The organism is Croceitalea marina, from assembly GCF_042684265.1.
In the GTDB taxonomy this organism is placed as follows: domain Bacteria; phylum Bacteroidota; class Bacteroidia; order Flavobacteriales; family Flavobacteriaceae; genus Croceitalea; species Croceitalea marina.
Map to the genome: position 1 here is coordinate 32,961 of NZ_JBHULB010000083.1, position 16,734 is coordinate 49,694.

Annotated in this window: 18 protein-coding genes; 7 read left to right on the top strand and 11 right to left on the bottom strand. The window is 38.3% G+C overall.

Translation table 11 applies throughout. The features are described from left to right. Window positions 1–27: 27 nt before the first annotated feature. Complete coding sequence (locus ACFSQJ_RS18900; protein WP_377768479.1) at window positions 28–945, top strand: hypothetical protein; 918 nt, start codon at window positions 28–30, stop codon at window positions 943–945. Here the strand turns inward: ACFSQJ_RS18900 and ACFSQJ_RS18905 are convergent. Both ACFSQJ_RS18905 and ACFSQJ_RS18910 read right to left on the bottom strand, forming a co-directional pair. After that, on the bottom strand, window positions 942–1,574 hold the full coding sequence (locus ACFSQJ_RS18905) for a 7-carboxy-7-deazaguanine synthase QueE (protein WP_377768480.1): 633 nt from the start codon (window positions 1,572–1,574) through the stop codon (window positions 942–944). The two genes, ACFSQJ_RS18900 and ACFSQJ_RS18905, sit on opposite strands and share 4 nt — an antisense overlap. 15 nt (window positions 1,575–1,589) lie before the next feature. After that, entirely contained in the window at window positions 1,590–2,042 is a 453-nt protein-coding gene (locus ACFSQJ_RS18910) for a RidA family protein (protein WP_377768481.1), read from the bottom strand. Window positions 2,043–2,121: 79 nt separating this feature from the next. Here ACFSQJ_RS18910 and ACFSQJ_RS18915 point away from each other — a divergent pair, with 79 nt between their 5' ends. The 4 genes from ACFSQJ_RS18915 to ACFSQJ_RS18930 all read left to right on the top strand — a co-directional run bounded on the left by ACFSQJ_RS18915 (window position 2,122) and on the right by ACFSQJ_RS18930 (window position 5,233). Next, window positions 2,122–3,630, top strand: a complete 1,509-nt coding sequence (locus tag ACFSQJ_RS18915) for a helicase HerA-like domain-containing protein (RefSeq protein WP_377768482.1) — start codon at window positions 2,122–2,124, stop codon at window positions 3,628–3,630. A 26-nt stretch (window positions 3,631–3,656) separates the two neighbouring features. Further along, window positions 3,657–4,202, top strand: a complete 546-nt coding sequence (locus tag ACFSQJ_RS18920; protein ID WP_377768483.1) for a hypothetical protein — start codon at window positions 3,657–3,659, stop codon at window positions 4,200–4,202. Window positions 4,203–4,215: 13 nt separating this feature from the next. Further along, window positions 4,216–4,581 (top strand): cupin domain-containing protein, encoded by a 366-nt coding sequence (locus ACFSQJ_RS18925; protein ID WP_377768484.1) that lies wholly within the window; start codon window positions 4,216–4,218, stop codon window positions 4,579–4,581. A 76-nt stretch (window positions 4,582–4,657) separates the two neighbouring features. Beyond that, window positions 4,658–5,233, top strand: coding sequence for a hypothetical protein (locus ACFSQJ_RS18930; protein ID WP_377768485.1), 576 nt, complete (start codon window positions 4,658–4,660; stop codon window positions 5,231–5,233). A 3-nt stretch (window positions 5,234–5,236) separates the two neighbouring features. On the opposite strand, the gene ACFSQJ_RS18935 is transcribed toward ACFSQJ_RS18930, so the two are convergent. Continuing rightward, on the bottom strand, window positions 5,237–5,659 hold the full coding sequence (locus tag ACFSQJ_RS18935; RefSeq protein ID WP_377768486.1) for a winged helix-turn-helix transcriptional regulator: 423 nt from the start codon (window positions 5,657–5,659) through the stop codon (window positions 5,237–5,239). 97 nt (window positions 5,660–5,756) lie between these two features. Here ACFSQJ_RS18935 and ACFSQJ_RS18940 point away from each other — a divergent pair, with 97 nt between their 5' ends. Together ACFSQJ_RS18940 and ACFSQJ_RS18945 are read left to right on the top strand one after the other, a co-directional pair. Then, the gene (locus ACFSQJ_RS18940) at window positions 5,757–6,596 is read left to right on the top strand and encodes an alpha/beta fold hydrolase (RefSeq protein WP_377768487.1); all 840 of its coding nucleotides are present in this window, start codon (window positions 5,757–5,759) and stop codon (window positions 6,594–6,596) included. A 39-nt stretch (window positions 6,597–6,635) separates the two neighbouring features. Further along, on the top strand, window positions 6,636–7,079 hold the full coding sequence (locus tag ACFSQJ_RS18945) for a VOC family protein (RefSeq protein WP_377768488.1): 444 nt from the start codon (window positions 6,636–6,638) through the stop codon (window positions 7,077–7,079). A 239-nt stretch (window positions 7,080–7,318) separates the two neighbouring features. Here ACFSQJ_RS18945 and ACFSQJ_RS18950 read toward each other — a convergent pair whose 3' ends face one another. The 8 genes from ACFSQJ_RS18950 to ACFSQJ_RS18985 all read right to left on the bottom strand — a co-directional run bounded on the left by ACFSQJ_RS18950 (window position 7,319) and on the right by ACFSQJ_RS18985 (window position 16,730). Further along, window positions 7,319–8,503 (bottom strand): cytochrome-c peroxidase, encoded by a 1,185-nt coding sequence (locus ACFSQJ_RS18950; RefSeq protein WP_377768489.1) that lies wholly within the window; start codon window positions 8,501–8,503, stop codon window positions 7,319–7,321. A gap of 436 nt (window positions 8,504–8,939) precedes the next feature. Further along, window positions 8,940–9,590, bottom strand: a complete 651-nt coding sequence (locus ACFSQJ_RS18955; protein WP_377768490.1) for a hypothetical protein — start codon at window positions 9,588–9,590, stop codon at window positions 8,940–8,942. 161 nt (window positions 9,591–9,751) lie between these two features. Continuing rightward, on the bottom strand, window positions 9,752–11,206 hold the full coding sequence (locus tag ACFSQJ_RS18960) for a Gfo/Idh/MocA family protein (RefSeq protein WP_377768491.1): 1,455 nt from the start codon (window positions 11,204–11,206) through the stop codon (window positions 9,752–9,754). 14 nt (window positions 11,207–11,220) lie between these two features. After that, window positions 11,221–12,012 (bottom strand): 3-keto-disaccharide hydrolase, encoded by a 792-nt coding sequence (locus ACFSQJ_RS18965; RefSeq protein ID WP_377768492.1) that lies wholly within the window; start codon window positions 12,010–12,012, stop codon window positions 11,221–11,223. An 18-nt stretch (window positions 12,013–12,030) separates the two neighbouring features. Continuing rightward, entirely contained in the window at window positions 12,031–13,761 is a 1,731-nt protein-coding gene (locus ACFSQJ_RS18970; protein ID WP_377768493.1) for an alpha/beta hydrolase-fold protein, read from the bottom strand. Window positions 13,762–13,832: 71 nt separating this feature from the next. Next, a complete protein-coding gene (locus tag ACFSQJ_RS18975) occupies window positions 13,833–14,717 on the bottom strand; it encodes a bifunctional 5,10-methylenetetrahydrofolate dehydrogenase/5,10-methenyltetrahydrofolate cyclohydrolase (protein WP_377768494.1) in 885 nt (294 codons plus the stop codon). A 70-nt stretch (window positions 14,718–14,787) separates the two neighbouring features. Beyond that, on the bottom strand, window positions 14,788–16,116 hold the full coding sequence (ffh, locus tag ACFSQJ_RS18980) for a signal recognition particle protein (protein WP_377768495.1): 1,329 nt from the start codon (window positions 16,114–16,116) through the stop codon (window positions 14,788–14,790). 143 nt (window positions 16,117–16,259) lie between these two features. After that, a complete protein-coding gene (locus tag ACFSQJ_RS18985) occupies window positions 16,260–16,730 on the bottom strand; it encodes a hypothetical protein (protein ID WP_377768496.1) in 471 nt (156 codons plus the stop codon). Between the last annotated feature and the right edge of the window lie 4 nt (window positions 16,731–16,734).

The window sequence follows — 16,734 nt, forward strand, 5'->3', positions numbered from 1 at the left end:
GTTTTCTATTATAACATATAAAATGCTATGAAAAAATCGGTCATACTCTTTCTTTCTTTATTTCTAATTGTCTTTTTAGCATGCTCAAAAAGCGCTTCTGATGATAATCCAACGCCAGATGATGATCAAAGTCAAGTGCCTCAAAATCCGCAGCAATTGTTCCCAGCCAATTTTCGGGCCACGGGTTCTTCTGCCAATGATATTTTGTCAAACACAAATTTTGACAACCTTAAAATAGAGATTGCCTACGTTACCGGTTTTAGACCCACCCAAGCAGCGATGGACCAATTTCAAGATTTTTTAAGGAGATTTACTTTTAAAGGGACTATTGAGCTTATTTTCAATGAGCTGCCCTCGCCGAATAAAGAGAGTCTTAATTTAAATGACGATATCGGACCTTTGGAAATTGAAAATAGAACAGTCTATAATGATGGTAGAACCTTGGGTATCTATATCTATTTTGCAGATGCTCCTTCCGAAGGTGATGATTTGGATGAAGGTCTGGTAACATTAGGTGCGGTGTACAGAAATACTTCAATGATTATTTTTGAAAAAACAGTAAAAACCCTAGCCGATAGAGCTAATTCTCTTGAAGATGAAGATGTTGAAATAGCAACGCTAAACCATGAATTTGGTCATTTAATGGGCCTAGTAAACCTTGGAACAGATGCAGTGAACGACCATGAAGACACAGATTCAGATAATCATTGTAATGTAGATCCATGTTTAATGCGTGCTGAACTCGAATTTGGAGGTGCAGGCAAATCACCTCTTCAAACGCTCTCTAAGGGAGATTTACATTCATCGTGTACTTTAGACGGTATGGGATTGTTAAAACAAATGGAAGCCAATGTGTCTCGCGGAGCAGCTGCGGCCCCTGATTTAGATGCAGAATGTCAGTTGGATCTAGAAACTAATGGCGGTAGACCAAATACCAACGGTTAAGGAATATTCAGGTACTTATGGGTCTGTAAAGAAACCTTCCATTTCGGGTTTTTCATTACATAATCAACAATCAAGGGAGTAACTTTATCACGAACACTCCATTCAGGTTGTAGATAGAGAATGCAGTTCTCACCAACTTTTTCGGCCTGCTCTTCTGCAAAAATCAAGTCATGCTTATTATAAACAATGACTTTTAATTCATCGGCTTTGTTATAAACTTCGCCAACCGGAAGTTTATTTTTCTTTGGAGACAAACAAATCCAATCCCAAACACCTGTTAACCTATATGCCCCCGAAGTTTCAACATGGGTTTTCAAACCCTTTTCTTTAAGAGCTACAGTTAGCGGTTTCATATCCCATGTTAATGGCTCACCTCCTGTCACTACAATGGTATCTGAATAATTAGCTGCATTGGCAACTATTTTTGAAATCTTGGTAGGTGGATGCGTTTCTGCATTCCAACTTTCCTTAACATCACACCAATGACAGCCTACATCACAACCACCAATGCGAACGAAATACGCAGCAGTTCCTTTATGAAACCCTTCCCCTTGTATGGTGTAAAATTCCTCCATTAAAGGGAGCATCTCCCCTTTATCAACTAAATGCATTACCTCTTTTAAAACCATTTCGCAAAGATAGTATTACTTCACGGCAATCACATCAATCTCAATTTTAGCTCCAACAGCCAAACCAGCGGCAGCGTAGGTAGTTCTTGCCGGTTTTTTGGTAAAGTATTTGACATAAACCTCGTTAAAAGCCTTAAAGTCATTAATATCGCTCAAAATAACCGTACATTTTACAACATTGTCCAAACTAAGTCCGTGATGTTCTAAAACTCCTTGAATATTCTTTATAGCTTGTTCAGTCTCACCTTTGATTCCGTTCTCGGCTAATTTCCCCACTGACCTATCAATACCAATCTGCCCGGCAAGAAAAAATAAGTTGCCCGCCTGCACCATTTCACTGAAAGGAGCTTTAGCTCTAGCTGGGTTCGCTGGTTCATGAAAAATAATCTCGGTATCTTCTTGGGCGATGACTAGTGTGGAAAATAACAGTCCTACACAAATTGGAAGCCATTTATTTATTTTTTTCATCTTGTAAACTCTTTGCTGTACTCTTCTAATCTTTTTCTCTTCTACGAAATTACCCTATTTTTATCGGAAATTGAATGCAATGAGCAACAAAGAAAAATTCTTTGCACATATCGAAAAGGGCTATACCACCAAGGGTGATTTCATTACTATGGGTGCCGGAATGATTGAAGGCGAAACCGTAAACAAGGCTTTTGTTAAAATTCCATTGAAGACCTTAAACAGGCATGGTCTAATCGCGGGTGCTACAGGTACCGGAAAGACCAAAACACTTCAAGTAATTGCCGAAAATCTTTCAGACAAAGGTATTCCTGTGCTGTTAATGGATTTAAAAGGGGACTTAAGTGGTATTGCACAACCAAGTCCTGGGCATCGTAAAATAGACGAACGTCATGAGGCGATTGGCCTTCCTTTTGATGCTAAGGGTTTCCCAGTTGAAATACTTTCGCTATCCGAACAAGAAGGTGTACGCCTTAGGGCAACTGTGTCCGAATTTGGCCCAATCTTACTTTCCAGAATTTTAGATTTGACCGTGACGCAAGAAGGTATCGTTGCTGTTGTTTTTAAATATTGCGATGACAATAAACTACCTCTTTTAGATTTAAAAGATTTTAAAAAGGTCCTGCAATATGCAACTGGAGAGGGTAAAGCGGAATTTCAAAAAGAATATGGTAGAATGTCTACCAGTTCAACAGGAACCATTCTCAGAAAAATCATTGAATTAGAACAACAGGGTGCGGACCTATTCTTTGGCGAAAAATCGTTTGATGTGGACGATTTAACACGAATCGATGAAAATGGACGTGGTTACATCAATATTATTAGACTAACCGACATACAAGATAAACCAAAGCTATTCTCCACCTTTATGCTAAGTCTATTAGCGGAAATCTATGCAACTTTCCCGGAACAGGGAGATAGCGATAGACCAGAACTAATTCTGTTCATCGATGAGGCACATTTAATATTTAAAGAAGCCTCAAAAGCACTTTTAGATCAGATTGAAAGTATCGTAAAATTGATACGTTCTAAAGGCATTGGGCTTTATTTTGTTACACAAAACCCTACCGATGTTCCAGATGCAGTATTGTCGCAATTAGGTTTAAAAGTACAACACGCATTACGTGCTTTCACTGCGAAAGACAGAAAAGCCATTAAATTGACCGCCGAAAATTATCCGGACTCTGAATTTTATGATACCAAAGAGATTTTGACATCTTTGGGTATTGGGGAGGCCTTGATTTCTGCGCTTGATGAAAAAGGCCGACCAACACCTTTGGCAGCCACAATGCTTAGGGCACCAATGAGTAGAATGGATGTACTTACCGATTCTGAATTAAAATCCGTTATTACGTCTTCAAAACTTGTAAAGAAATACAACGAAGAAATTGATAGGGAAAGTGCCTACGAAATTCTAAATGAAAAAATAGAAAAGGCAGAGAAAGAAGCCGAAAAAGAAAAGGCAAAGCCCACTACCAGAAAAACCTCATCTCGAAGAAAGAGCACTCGCATGAACCCGATTGTAAAGGTACTGACCAGTGCAACTTTTATTAGAGGTGTGCTCGGTGTAATGAAAAAAGTGATTCGGTAATTTACCCCAACATAAACAAAAATCTAATGAAGAAAATAACTTTGTTACTTGGTCTTTGTACCACATTACTATTGTCTTGTGAAGAAAAAGACACCACATATTTAATTACCGAAAATAGCATAGGAAAACTTGACAAAATTAGTCTTGCGCGCGATTTAGAGCTTATCTATGCAGACGATTCGATCGTCAAAGACACTTTCAATTCTAAACTTGGCCCTGCTTATCAAAAAGTAAAGGTTTTTGAAAAGGGCGGAAAACACCTTTTGACCTTAACCCCTAGCGATGACAGTATTCCGGTAATAGAGAATATTCGTGTTTTTGATTCACGTTTTACGACCGAAAATGGTATCGGTCTAAATAGCACTTTTAAGGACATTCAAGATAATTATACCGTAAAGAAAATCGTCACCACCCTAAACAGCGTGGTAGTTTTTGTAAAAGAAAGCGATATGTATTTTACCATTGACAAACAAGAATTACCAGCCAATCTTAGGTTTGGCAGCAATACTATTGAAGAAGTTCAAATTCCTGCAGAGGCTAAGGTGAAATATCTCATGATTGGGTGGAATTAAAAATCAAGTCTTAATGAGTGCAAACTATACCATTCAAAAAGAACCTTTTGTTGTACCCACTGATGATGGCAAACATATCGCTGAACATTTTGGTAAAGCCACAGATGGAAACGGTGCTATAAGTATTGCCCATATGAAAGCCCCACCGGGGTGGAGCGAACCATTTCAAACCCCAGAATTTGACGAATTCACCTTTGTAATATCCGGCAAAAAACAGTTTCTGATTAATGGTGAAAAAGTAATTTTAAATGCTGGGGAATCGATTAAAATTCATAAAAACACAAGAGTTCAATACTCCAATCCGTTTAACGAAGAATGTGAGTATTTAGCCATTTGCACCCCTGCATTCGATATAACTACCGTTAACAGAGAGCAATAAACCTATGTTAATTTCTTATTAATCCGGGGCTACGCTAGTTTCATTTTTGATAATTTGTATGTAAACCTGTCCAAAAATGAAAACGAATTATCTTTTGTTAGCACTAAGTATTCCCTTATTCTCTTTAGCACAATATGACTACGAACCGTCACCAGAAAATCCCTTTGGCGCGCCAAACCCTGAAGCTCCAAAAGAGCTGCTTGATTATGCCCCCTTAATTGGCGAATGCGACTGTAAATCACAATCTCGAAAGCAAGACCAAACATGGGCAGAGCCCATACCCATGAAATGGCGATTTAAATATATAATGAATGGTATGGCAATTCAAGATGAAACCCTTAAAGCAGACGGCAGGCATTCTGGCAGCATAAGACAATTCATAGCCGATAGTACGAAATGGTATGTGCATTATTACAGTGCTGCAGCACCTACCCCAACCTTAGGAACCTGGAAAGGAGGTAAAACCAAAGAAGGTGCAATTGTACTGTACAAAGATCAAAAAGCACCAAACGGCACCGAAGGCTATTCTAGGTTGACATTCTCGAATATTAATGAAAAAGGATTTAAATGGATTGGGGAATGGGTCGATACGACGGAAAGTGTAGCATTTCCTTTTTGGAAAATTGATTGTACCAATGGAAAAAGAGAATGAGTATTAGACTATTCCGTATTTCTCTCTATTAGCCAATACTTTTGGGCTGTTTTGTTGCATCCATTCGGTTAGTTCCAATAGTCGTTCCACATAAGATTGCCCAAATTCCGTTAATGCATATTCAACACGAATTGGCACTTCTGGGAACGCTTTTCTAGAAATATAGCCATCAGCCTCCAAGACCTTCAAGCGTTGACTTAGCACTTTGTTAGATATACCATAAACATATTTTTTCAGCTTATTAAAACGAAGGGTTTCAAAATAGCCCAACCACAATATTATTAAAGTACTCCATTGATCAGAAGCTACCGACATCACATCTCTTACGGGGCACAACTCGGGCGGATTCTTATAATCGATATGCCCAAACATTTTTTCGATTTTTTTTGCGGTCTTAACTCTCTGATTTTCAGCAATAGTTTCCATAAACATACTTAGTTGCTACATAGAACCCCCTTTTTTCTTAACAAAGGAATATGTAATTTTAGTTTCTTTAAAAGAGTAAGTTACAAAAAGTAACCATATGAAAAAACTGTTCGCTCAAATCATTCCTCTGTTTTATGGAAAGCTTTTTAACCTCATGGTTATTTTTAACCCTAGGCAAACAGCAATAAAAGCTTTCGATGTTTTTTGCACCATTCGGCAAGGTCGTATTAGAGCCAATCAAAAGGTGTTTTTAGACCAAGCAAAACTTGTGCTCGAAACTATTGGAGAACATAACATACAAACCTACAATTGGCCCGGTACTGGCGATACCATATTACTCATACATGGTTGGGAGAGCAATACGTTTAGATGGAGAAACCTGATTGAAAAATTAAAGGAAAAAGACTATAATATTATTGCTTTTGATGCTCCTGCACATGGCTATTCCTCCGGAAAAAGATTGCACGTACCGCTGTATTCAAAATCCTCACGATTTGTAATGGACAAACACAAACCAACACATATCATTGCGCATTCCGTTGGAGGCATGACTACGCTTTATGATCATTACGTAAATCAAGATTCTTCCGTAAAAAAAATTATAACTATTGGTGCTCCGGCGGAGTTTTCACAATTTATGGACCATTATCAACACCTTTTAAAATTTAATAACAAGGTCAGAGATGCTATGAACCAAAGGTTAAAAGAATGGTTAGGGTTTAATTTTCATGAATTTTCAAGCAGAATCTTTGTTGCAAACAATACTAAAGAAGGATTACTTATACACGATACAAAAGACTTACAAGTTCCCTATGAAGCTTCCGTTGAAGTTCATAAAAGCTGGAAAGGCAGTAAATTAATTACCACAACAGGGTTTGGTCACTCTATGCACCAAGAAGAAGTTAATAACCAAATTATTGAATTTCTACAATCTTGACCAAATCGTTATTTTTATAGTGTATTTAATCTACAACAAATGGCAACATCAGTAACTCCTTTCCATATTGCAATTCCGGTACATAACCTTGCGGAATGCAGAACCTTTTATCGCGAAATTCTGAATTGTGAAGAAGGCCGTAGTAGTGACCATTGGGTAGATTTTAATTTTTTTGGGCATCAATTAGTCATCCATTACAAACCAGTCCCGATAGCTATCGGGAATAAAGAAGAAGAATTACATACCAACCCCGTTGATGGTAAAAATGTACCCGTTCCGCATTATGGTGTGGTATTGCCTTGGGATACTTTTGAATCTTTTTCTACAGAATTGAAAGCTAAAGGGGTGGATTTTGTAATTGAGCCCTATGTTCGATTTAAAGGTGAAGTTGGCGAACAAGCCACCATGTTCTTTTTAGACCCCGCAGGCAATGCCATAGAGTTTAAAGCTTTTAAAGATATGGGGCAGCTGTTTGCTAAATAGTATTCTTTCTTGAGAAAGCTATAGGTAGTTAAGCTAGTTTTCTTAATTAACTCGAATTCGATTCAAGATAATCCATATCAACATCATCTTCCATTGTTTATGGTTAACTGTCAGGTCGAGCGGAGTCGAGACCTACTTGAAGGATATATTTTAAGACTTCTTGACTGCGTTCGAAGTGACAATGCCCGTTTTCGTTGTTCTTTCGAGCACAAAGGTTTAGGTTTTATACCGACCTCACGTTAATTAAAAGGGTCACTCCATTTAGCCTCACTGCTAACACTATCGTCTGTTAGTGTTTTTAAGAATGCCACTAAAGCGGCTTTTTCTGACTCCGTAAAATTTAACCGCACAGGATTGCCGTTGTCATCTATTAAAGCTGGTGAAAGCGTTGGGTGGTTTTGAATACCACTATTATAATGCTCGACTACTTCTTCTAAACTGCCAAATCTACCGTCGTGCATATACGGCGCCGTTAATTCAATATTTCTCAAACTTGTGGTCTTAAAGCGACCAACAAAAATAGAATTCGTGAATACATCACCTGCACCCAAATCCGTAACGGAAGCTATATCAAGTCCATTATTTTGTGGCCCTGGGTTGGCACTAACAAAAGCTTCTGTTGTATGGCAGCCAAAACAAGCACCACCACCATTAGGAATGGTTTGAAAGAACAAATTTTTGCCTAAATTTTCCTCATCCGTGAAATTGGTGAAATTGGCACCTGGCGAGGCTGCCGATGCTCGGCCTTCATCATATTTACTTGAATAGCTAACAATACTCCTTACAAATTGAGCCAATGCTTTCGATATGTTTTCACTACTCACTTCTTGTGAGCCAAATGCACTTTCAAATAGCTCAGGATAATATTCTTGTGCCGCTACAGTGCTTACGACCTCCTCCAATGTCATTCCCATCTCTACAGGATCCTGAAAAGGTATTAGCACCTGTTCTTCTAGCGTACTGGCTCTTTCATCCCAAAAGAAACGACCCCTTTGGTAAAACCTTGAATTAATTAGCGTCATAGAATGTCTGCCTGTTAATCCTCCATCGAAACTAATACTTAATATTTCATCATCTGAAAAACCTTTATCCTGTATATGGCAAGAAGCACAGGCAATAGTACCATTAGCACTTAATTTTTTATCGTAAAAAAGTACTCTCCCAAGGGTGGCACCTTCATTAGTAATTGGGTTATCGGCCGGAGTATTATCTAAACCAGAAACAGAGGTTGGCAAAGGCTGCCCAGCTACATTTGTTGTAAAATGAGCTGGTAGATTTAAACTTGCATAATCAAATGAATCTGCAGGTAAATTTAATGCAGCTTCCTCGATTACTAGAAATTCATCTTGGTCTCCATCCGAACTGCAGGAAAAGAATAAAAAGGCACATAAAAATAGAATTGAAAAATGAATCGGCTTAGTCATATTGATCTGGGTATTTTTAAAGTTAGACTAAACCTACCTTAAAAGGTTTAATCTGCAGCTTTTTAATTGCCGCTCTAATGTCTTTACAACAAGGAAGTACTAAACGTAGTATACTGATTTTTAGTATTTAAAAATGCTAAAACCAGCAGAAAGGAAAATGCAAATATTGACCGATAAATGACCAGTATATAGTATCGCTACCAATTTCTGAGGGGTATATGCGCCGCGGCCTCGGAGTTTAAAGCTTTAAGGATATAGTGCGGTTGTTTGTTAAATAACAGTATTACTTATTTGGTTTTTTAGCAATTTAAGTCATTATTTTGTTGCGGAAAATGTCCAAATATTTTTGCGTTTAGTCCAAGGTTAGCGAATTTGTGTTGGATTTCCCAATTAGAAAAATCAGCAAACAATGCATTATAGTCAATTTTAGTAATTGTTAGTTTAATAGTTTGTATTTTCTGATGGCAATATAATGAAGTAGACTTAAGGCCTTAAGGCTATTAGTTTCGTTTCCATATTCGGTAGAATTGCCGTGCATAATACCATGACGCATCAATTCTGACTTAGGCGAATTTTTAGGATTGAATTTTTGGTTGACAGGATTCTTATTAGTAAAAATATCTAATAGAAAATGTGCACTATTCTTTTTCTTTATCTTCTCAAAATAAGATTTCGTAAACAATTTCCCATTTGCGAGACCATCAGTTAGTGAAAGATATAATATTGTGGAGGCATAGTACAATTTACTATTGTGGCAGATGAATGCCTCTTTTATAACATGGCTTGATTCAGGAATAATTTTTATAAGGTCATTCTCTATTTCATCAAGATTATTAAGAAATACTTCTTTAATAGTTTTCTGTGCCAACTCGCTCTTCTCTTGATTAAAAAGCTTTAAAATGATTAGAACATCTTCAACGGTACATCCATCATAGATATACCAGCCATAATCTGAAAAAACTTGACTATGATCCTTAAATATCATAGCCATTTCGTTTGGATATTCCCTCCTTAATCGTTCTAAAACGTTAGTTAATCTAGTGAATATTTCCTGAAGTTCTGGCGAGATGAAGCTATCTTGTTCCATTCTATAATTGCAGTCGAAATTATATATAATTATAATTTTTTTATATCAGAAACTAATTTAAAAACTTAACATAGTCCCTAATAGACCTAAAAACAAATTTTTAAAATAGAATACTTGAAGTGTATGCGAATATTTTACGTTTACAATCTTTTGATTATACATTAAAACTCTCGATACGGAGCATCTAAATATTGGTTTGCTTCCTCTTCATCAAACTGTGCTGTTTCGTTATTCCAATGCAAGGTTTTGTTGGGGAAACGCCCTGCAATGACCCCTAAGAGAATGGTTTCCGTTAACCGAGCGGCATACAAAAAGGGAGCGGTAACCTCATCTTTTCCTAAACAGGCATCTATAAACTGGTGATAGTGCTTAGGCCCTTCAGAAGCATAATCACGGATAGGTGCCCCCATATTATTAGCCTTTTCAACAGCTGCGATTTCTGCTGAGATATCCACATAGTTACCATCTACTATCTTTTTTGGCATTTGCATAAAGTGGGGCAATAACAAACGTCCTTTTTCACCCACAAACATGGCGCCTTGATCGGGCAATTTTCCTTCTTCTGCAACTTTAGCGTCCAAGGCTATTTTGTCTTCCATTGATTCGGAATCTTCGGAGCTACTTTCTGCACTTGCGACCGCATTGGGCAACACCAAATCTTCATGGTTTTCTGGCGCCCCAGTGCCATCATACCAAATCCATTTGAATTCATCCGTGGTATATTTTGTGCCCGGAAATTGATATGTCACCACATTATTTTCGGGAAAACCAAATCCATTGGGTTCCCTACAATTATTGGTTATGGTCTTAGGTACATCCAATGCCAAAGCATTGTAGGGCGTGTCAAAAATATGGACCCCCATATCCCCTAAAGTACCACAACCATAGTCTAGTAGTTTCCGCCAATTACCAGGGTGGTAAATATCATTCTTATACGGACGTTCTGCCGAAGTGCCTAACCAAAGGTTCCAATCCAAATTTTCTGGAACAGGGTCGCTCCCTTCGGGAGCGGGACCATCATATCCCCAATTTTTAGGCGACCAAGCATGCACGGTATGCACTTTACCGATAATTCCAGATTGGATCAATAGTGTTGCCAACTTATAATCATAAAACGAATGTACTTGTATCCCCATCTGCGTGACCAAATTCTTCTCTTTGGCCAATTTTCGCATTTGTCTAGCCTCGGAAACATGGTGCGTTAAGGGTTTTTGGCAATACACAGGTTTGTCTAAATTCATTGCCATTAAAGAAGCAGGTGCATGGGTATGGTCTGGTGTAGAAACAATGACCGCATCAATCTCATCGGCCATTTCACTAAGCATTTTTCGGTAATCGGCATATAACTTAGCATTAGGATGCTTTTCTGCGGCTTCTTTCAGTTTATTGGAATCAACATCGCACAAGGCGACCACATCAACTTTAGCATGCGATGAAATATCCCGTAAATCCTCAGCACCCATATTTCCGACGCCAATATGGGCAGTACGTATGCGTGCTTTTGCTTTTAATATGGTTTTCTTTTCTTTTTCTTTGCAAGAAAACGTCACCGCAGGAATAACAGCAGTAGAAGCTGCAAATAAACTGGATTTTTTTAAGAATTCTCTTTTTTTCATCTTTAGTTGGTTTTTTATAGTCTTTTAATTTTTATGTTTTTGAACCAAATAGGGCTTGCGTGATCCTGCAATCCTATAAAACCAGTTTTAAATTTTGCATAATCAGGAGCGTTGTCCCATTTTCCAGAGTTTTTCTTTTTGTGCCAATCTTCGGACCATGGTTCAAATTCCAATAACTTTTTACCATTGAGCCAATGCTCCACTTTCTCTGGCGTAAAAACAATCTTTGAAGAATTCCACTCCCCAACAGGGTTTAGCTTTTTTTGAGATTCATCGGCCACATGCATGGCATAATCCGCCCCAGTCTTTTGCCAGTCTTGCAGCAATTCTGGATTTTCAGACCCAAACTGGGAATTATATCCCCTTAAGTCATGAATATTGGCATAGTTTTCATCATCTATCAATTGATATTCTGGCGAGACCACAGGTGGGCCGTCATAACCTTCCTTTACATGGTAAAAGATTCCACTGTTACCGCCCTCGGGCAATTTCCACTCCAGATACAGCTCAAAATTGCCGAATTCCTCGGCAGCATAAATAATGTCTTTTCCACCCTCATAATCCTGCTCAAGTCCTAAATCTGTTTTAAAGGTAAGCGTACTATCTTCCACAACCCATCCCGGTGGCAAGGTCTTTCCATTGTAACCACGCCAACCATCGGTACTGGTGCCATCAAAAAGATACACCCAATCATTCCCAGCAACCTCTTGCTTTTCAACCTTTTTTGTTTCTTTCTTTTCTTCTTTACAGGAAACCACTAACATAGCTACCATAAGTAAATAGAGCGAAAACTTCATTTCTTTCATTTGCTTGTTTATTTATGTTTATTGATACCTCCAACTTCTTAGGTCTGCTCCTGCCGGGGCACTTTCGGCAATACGTTTCATGATTTTTGGTACGTACATAGAGTTGTACCGCATTCTCGTAATATGGTTGGGCAGTTCTGGATCACCATTCCAACAATGTTCGGCCCTATCTCCGTATAAAACCTCGCCATCGTAGTAAGGGTCTGTGGTCTGCTCTAAAAAATCTTCCATTAAATACACCGCATTGTTCAGGTAATAATTATCCATATCTCCGCAATAGATATGAATTTTGCCTTTTAAATTATCTCCAAGCTTATCCCAGTCCCGTTCTAAAATATGTCGCAGGTCAAAATTCTCTTTCCAGTATGCTGCAACTTCTGGGTTGATATCACCGGTTTTTTTATCCCATATCCGTTCTGGATATCCTTCATCATTCTGCGGAGAATAGGTAGCCTCCCAAATATCCCATTGTTGTCCTGATCTTGATTTTGTTCCTAACACCAGTTCTAAATGGTTTTCATCTTTTATCGTAGAACTTATTTGGCCTAGGTAATCACGATGGGCCGGCACTTCTAATTTTTTATGATCGCTCTCATAGTAGTATGCGTTTTTATCTTCATAGATATTGGTTAAACAATAGGCCCTAAAATCAATTGGGTCAGGGCAAGCCGCAAAACAACCATTGTATTCTTCAGGATATTTTACCTGTACCGCCAAGGCTTCCCATCCGCCCGTAGAACCACCGTACAAAAACCGTGACCAACCTTCGCCCATGCCCCGAAACTCTTTTTCTATATGCGGAATAAGCTCGTAAGTGATTGCATCTCCATAAGGTCCCTGACTGGCAGAATTGACCGCATATGAATCATCATAATAAGGGGTCGGATGCTGAATCTCAATAATCAAAAAACGCGGAAAATCAGGTTCGTTCCACCTTTTATAAAAATCGTAGGCTTCTTGTTGCTGCACAATATTATAGCCCTCTACATTGAAACGGGCCGAAAATTCAGGTTTTGTGTCAGGATCTGGCGGAGTAGTTCCAAATCCTCCAAAATCAGAAGGAAAATGACCCTGAAAAACCATTAGCGGGTATTTCGCTTCAGGATGTTCATCAAAACCTTTTGGTAATAAAATATGCGCCCCTAAATACATATCTCGACCCCAAAACTTCGAAAGCTTTTCAGATTTTATTTTAATGTGCTTAATCCACTTGGTATCCTCTGCCTCTTCAATAGGCGGAATTACCTTATCCATGGATATCTTTAAGTCTTGAATACCATTTTTGCCAATGGTAATTTTAAATGGTTCATTGTACACGTTTCCTGGAGAGCGGTTCCATTGTTGGCCTTCACCGTTATCCATGGGTAATTTTACCGTGTGCCCGGTTTCAAGATTAAAAGTTTCATAAGTATGTAATAAAGCCTGAACGTAATAGTCTCCCGATGGCACGTCTTTTAGGCTAGCATATGGAAATCCGAATACGGAATCATCAAAACTGATTTCATCACCGGCCTTCATATTTTCAACATCAACCCCAAAAATAAGCTGTGGTGTTAACCCTGAATTTATCTGAAAACGAGGTTCTTTCTCATTATTTGTGGAAAGCATCAATAAAAGACGCCCATCTAAGGCCTTATCACTTGCACTTTCAGCAAAAGAAACATTTATAAGATTGTTATTTATCTCGGTGGTATCACAAGAACTTAAGAGCGTGAAACCTAGAAATACTAGTAAAAAACGGATTTTCATGGCTGGTTGAAATTAGTACTAAAAGATACTAATTATAATACTGTTTCTACCGCCAAACAAAATCAATTGATTTACCTGCGCATTCTATGGCGCTCTCTGGCCAACAAGGTGTTTTTAAGCAACATGGCAATGGTCATTGGTCCAACGCCGCCAGGAACTGGAGTAATATAAGAAGCTTTCTTGCTCACATTTTCAAAATCTACATCACCTGTAATGTAGTATCCTCGTTCACGGGTCTCATCAGGCACGCGGGTAATACCTACATCTATAACAACCGCATCATCTTTAACCATTTCTGCCTTTAAGAAATTAGGCACTCCCAACGCAGAAATAACAATGTCTGCTTGTGATATAATTTGTGTAATGTTTTTGGTATGGCTGTGAGTTAAGGTAACAGTAGAATTACCCGGCCAACCCTTACGCCCCATCAAAATACTCATAGGTCGACCTACAATATGACTTCTACCGATAACAACGGTATGCTTTCCTTTGGTATCAACATTATAACGCTCTAAAAGTTCTAAAATACCAAATGGGGTTGCAGGGATAAAGGTGCTCATATCCAATGCCATTTTTCCAAAATTGGCAGGATGAAATCCATCTACATCTTTATCTGGATGAATGGCCATTATTACTTCTTGCGTACCTATTTGTTCTGGTAAAGGAAGCTGAACAATAAAACCGTCTATGTTTTCATCCTTATTAAGCTCATCGATTTTTTTCAGTAATTCTTGCTCTGAAGTAGTGCTGGGCATCTTAATCAACGTAGATTCAAACCCGATACGCTCGCACGACCTTACTTTGCTGCCGACATAGGTTAAGCTAGCCCCATCATTACCCACTATTATCGCGGCTAAATGTGGTACTTTTTCACCATTCGCCTTCATTTTTGCAACCTCGGCCGCAATTTCATTTTTGATATCGTTCGATACTTTTTTACCGTCAAGAATCTCCATTTTAATTTTTATAGTTTTTCCTTACTACTAACTACTAACTACTAACTACTAACTACTAACTACTAACAAATCAACGCATATTCTGCATCATCTGCATCATTTTTTTACCGCCACCACCTTGCATCATCTTCATCATTTTACTCATCTGCTCAAATTGTTTCAAAAGCTGATTTACATCTTGTATGGTTCTACCACTGCCCGCGGCTATACGTTTCTTTCTACTTGAATTTAATTTTGAAGGATTTGAACGCTCATCTGGGGTCATTGAGTGGATTATAGCTTCGATATGTTTAAATGCATCATCATCGATATCAAGGCCTTTTAGCGCTTTTCCAGCACCAGGAATCATTCCCATAAGGTCCTTCATGTTCCCCATTTTCTTGATTTGCTGGATCTGGCTTAAAAAATCGTCAAAACCAAAACGGTTCTTTGCAATTTTCTTTTGAATCTTACGTGCCTGTTCTTCATCGAACTGTTCTTGTGCGCGTTCAACCAGTGATACCACATCACCCATACCTAAAATACGGTCGGCCATACGTGAAGGATAGAAAACGTCTATCGCTTCCATTTTTTCACCGGTACCGATAAACTTTATAGGCTTGTCGACTACGGATTTAATGGATATTGCAGCACCACCTCTGGTATCACCATCTAATTTGGTTAAAATAACACCATCAAAATTCAATATATCATTAAAAGCTTTTGCTGTATTAACAGCATCTTGCCCAGTCATGGAGTCTACAACAAACAGGGTTTCTTGAGGGTTGATGGCCTTATGGATGTTTGAAATCTCATCCATCATTGCTTCATCAACGGCCAAACGACCTGCGGTATCTATGATAACAACATTACAACCGTTTTCTTTGGCATGTTTAACACCCGCTTTTGCAATGGCAATAGGGTCATTATTATCACGGTCAGAGAATACTTCTACACCTATTTGCTCACCAACAACATGTAACTGATCAATTGCCGCAGGACGATACACGTCACAAGCTACCAAAAGCGGTTTTTTAGTCTTCTTATTCTTAAGATAATTGGCCAGTTTACCAGAAAAAGTGGTTTTACCCGAACCTTGCAAACCAGACATTAGAATCACCGAAGGGCTACCCGTTAAATTTAACTCTTCAGCGTCACCACCCATTAAGGTGGTTAATTCATCTTTAACGATTTTAACCATTAACTGGCCAGGCTGTAGATTGGTCAAAACATTTTGACCTAAGGCTTTTTCTTTTACGGTATTTGTAAATTCTTTTGCAATCTTAAAATTAACATCGGCATCCAATAAAGCCCTGCGGACTTCTTTCATGGTCTCCGCCACGTTAATTTCAGTGATTTGACCACGTCCTTTAAGTACGTGTAATGCCTTATCTAGTTTCTCGCTTAAATTATCGAACATGCGCTTACATCATTTTTTTGAAGAAGCACAAATTTAAGAATAACTCTTGGATTACTGATAGCCAAAGTCTAGGTTGAATTTTTGCAAAAAGAAAAAGGACGACTTTTTCAAGTCGTCCTTTTTAAATTGATGTGGGGCAAAAATTATTTTTTTTTCTCAAATACTAAATTGTCAATTCCTCCATTCCCTCCGCTTACATCTTTGAGCTCTATTCTTGAGCTTGTATAAGAGACAATATCCCAATCATCGCTCAGTTCTTCAAAATCTAGGGGAGTAGAAAAGAAGATGTTAAAATCTACATCGCTTTCACTATTGCTGTCGTCATCAGAACTGGAATCAGTTATCGACCATGTGCCATTTATCTCATTAGTACCATTAACAGCTAATAGTGCGCCACTTGCATTAAAAGTGAAACTAAACCCATTAAAGTTTGAGGTTTCTTCCTTATCAGTATCAAAAAAGTAAGCTATTTCCCAAGTACCTTCAACCGCAATGGATTTAAGCTCAGTAATTTGCTCGGCAGAAAAATTGCCCGTCTGGTCCTTTGTTTCATCACAGCTTATTCCAGAAATAAGGGTGAATACGACCAACAATTTTAAAAATATTTTTTTCATTTTA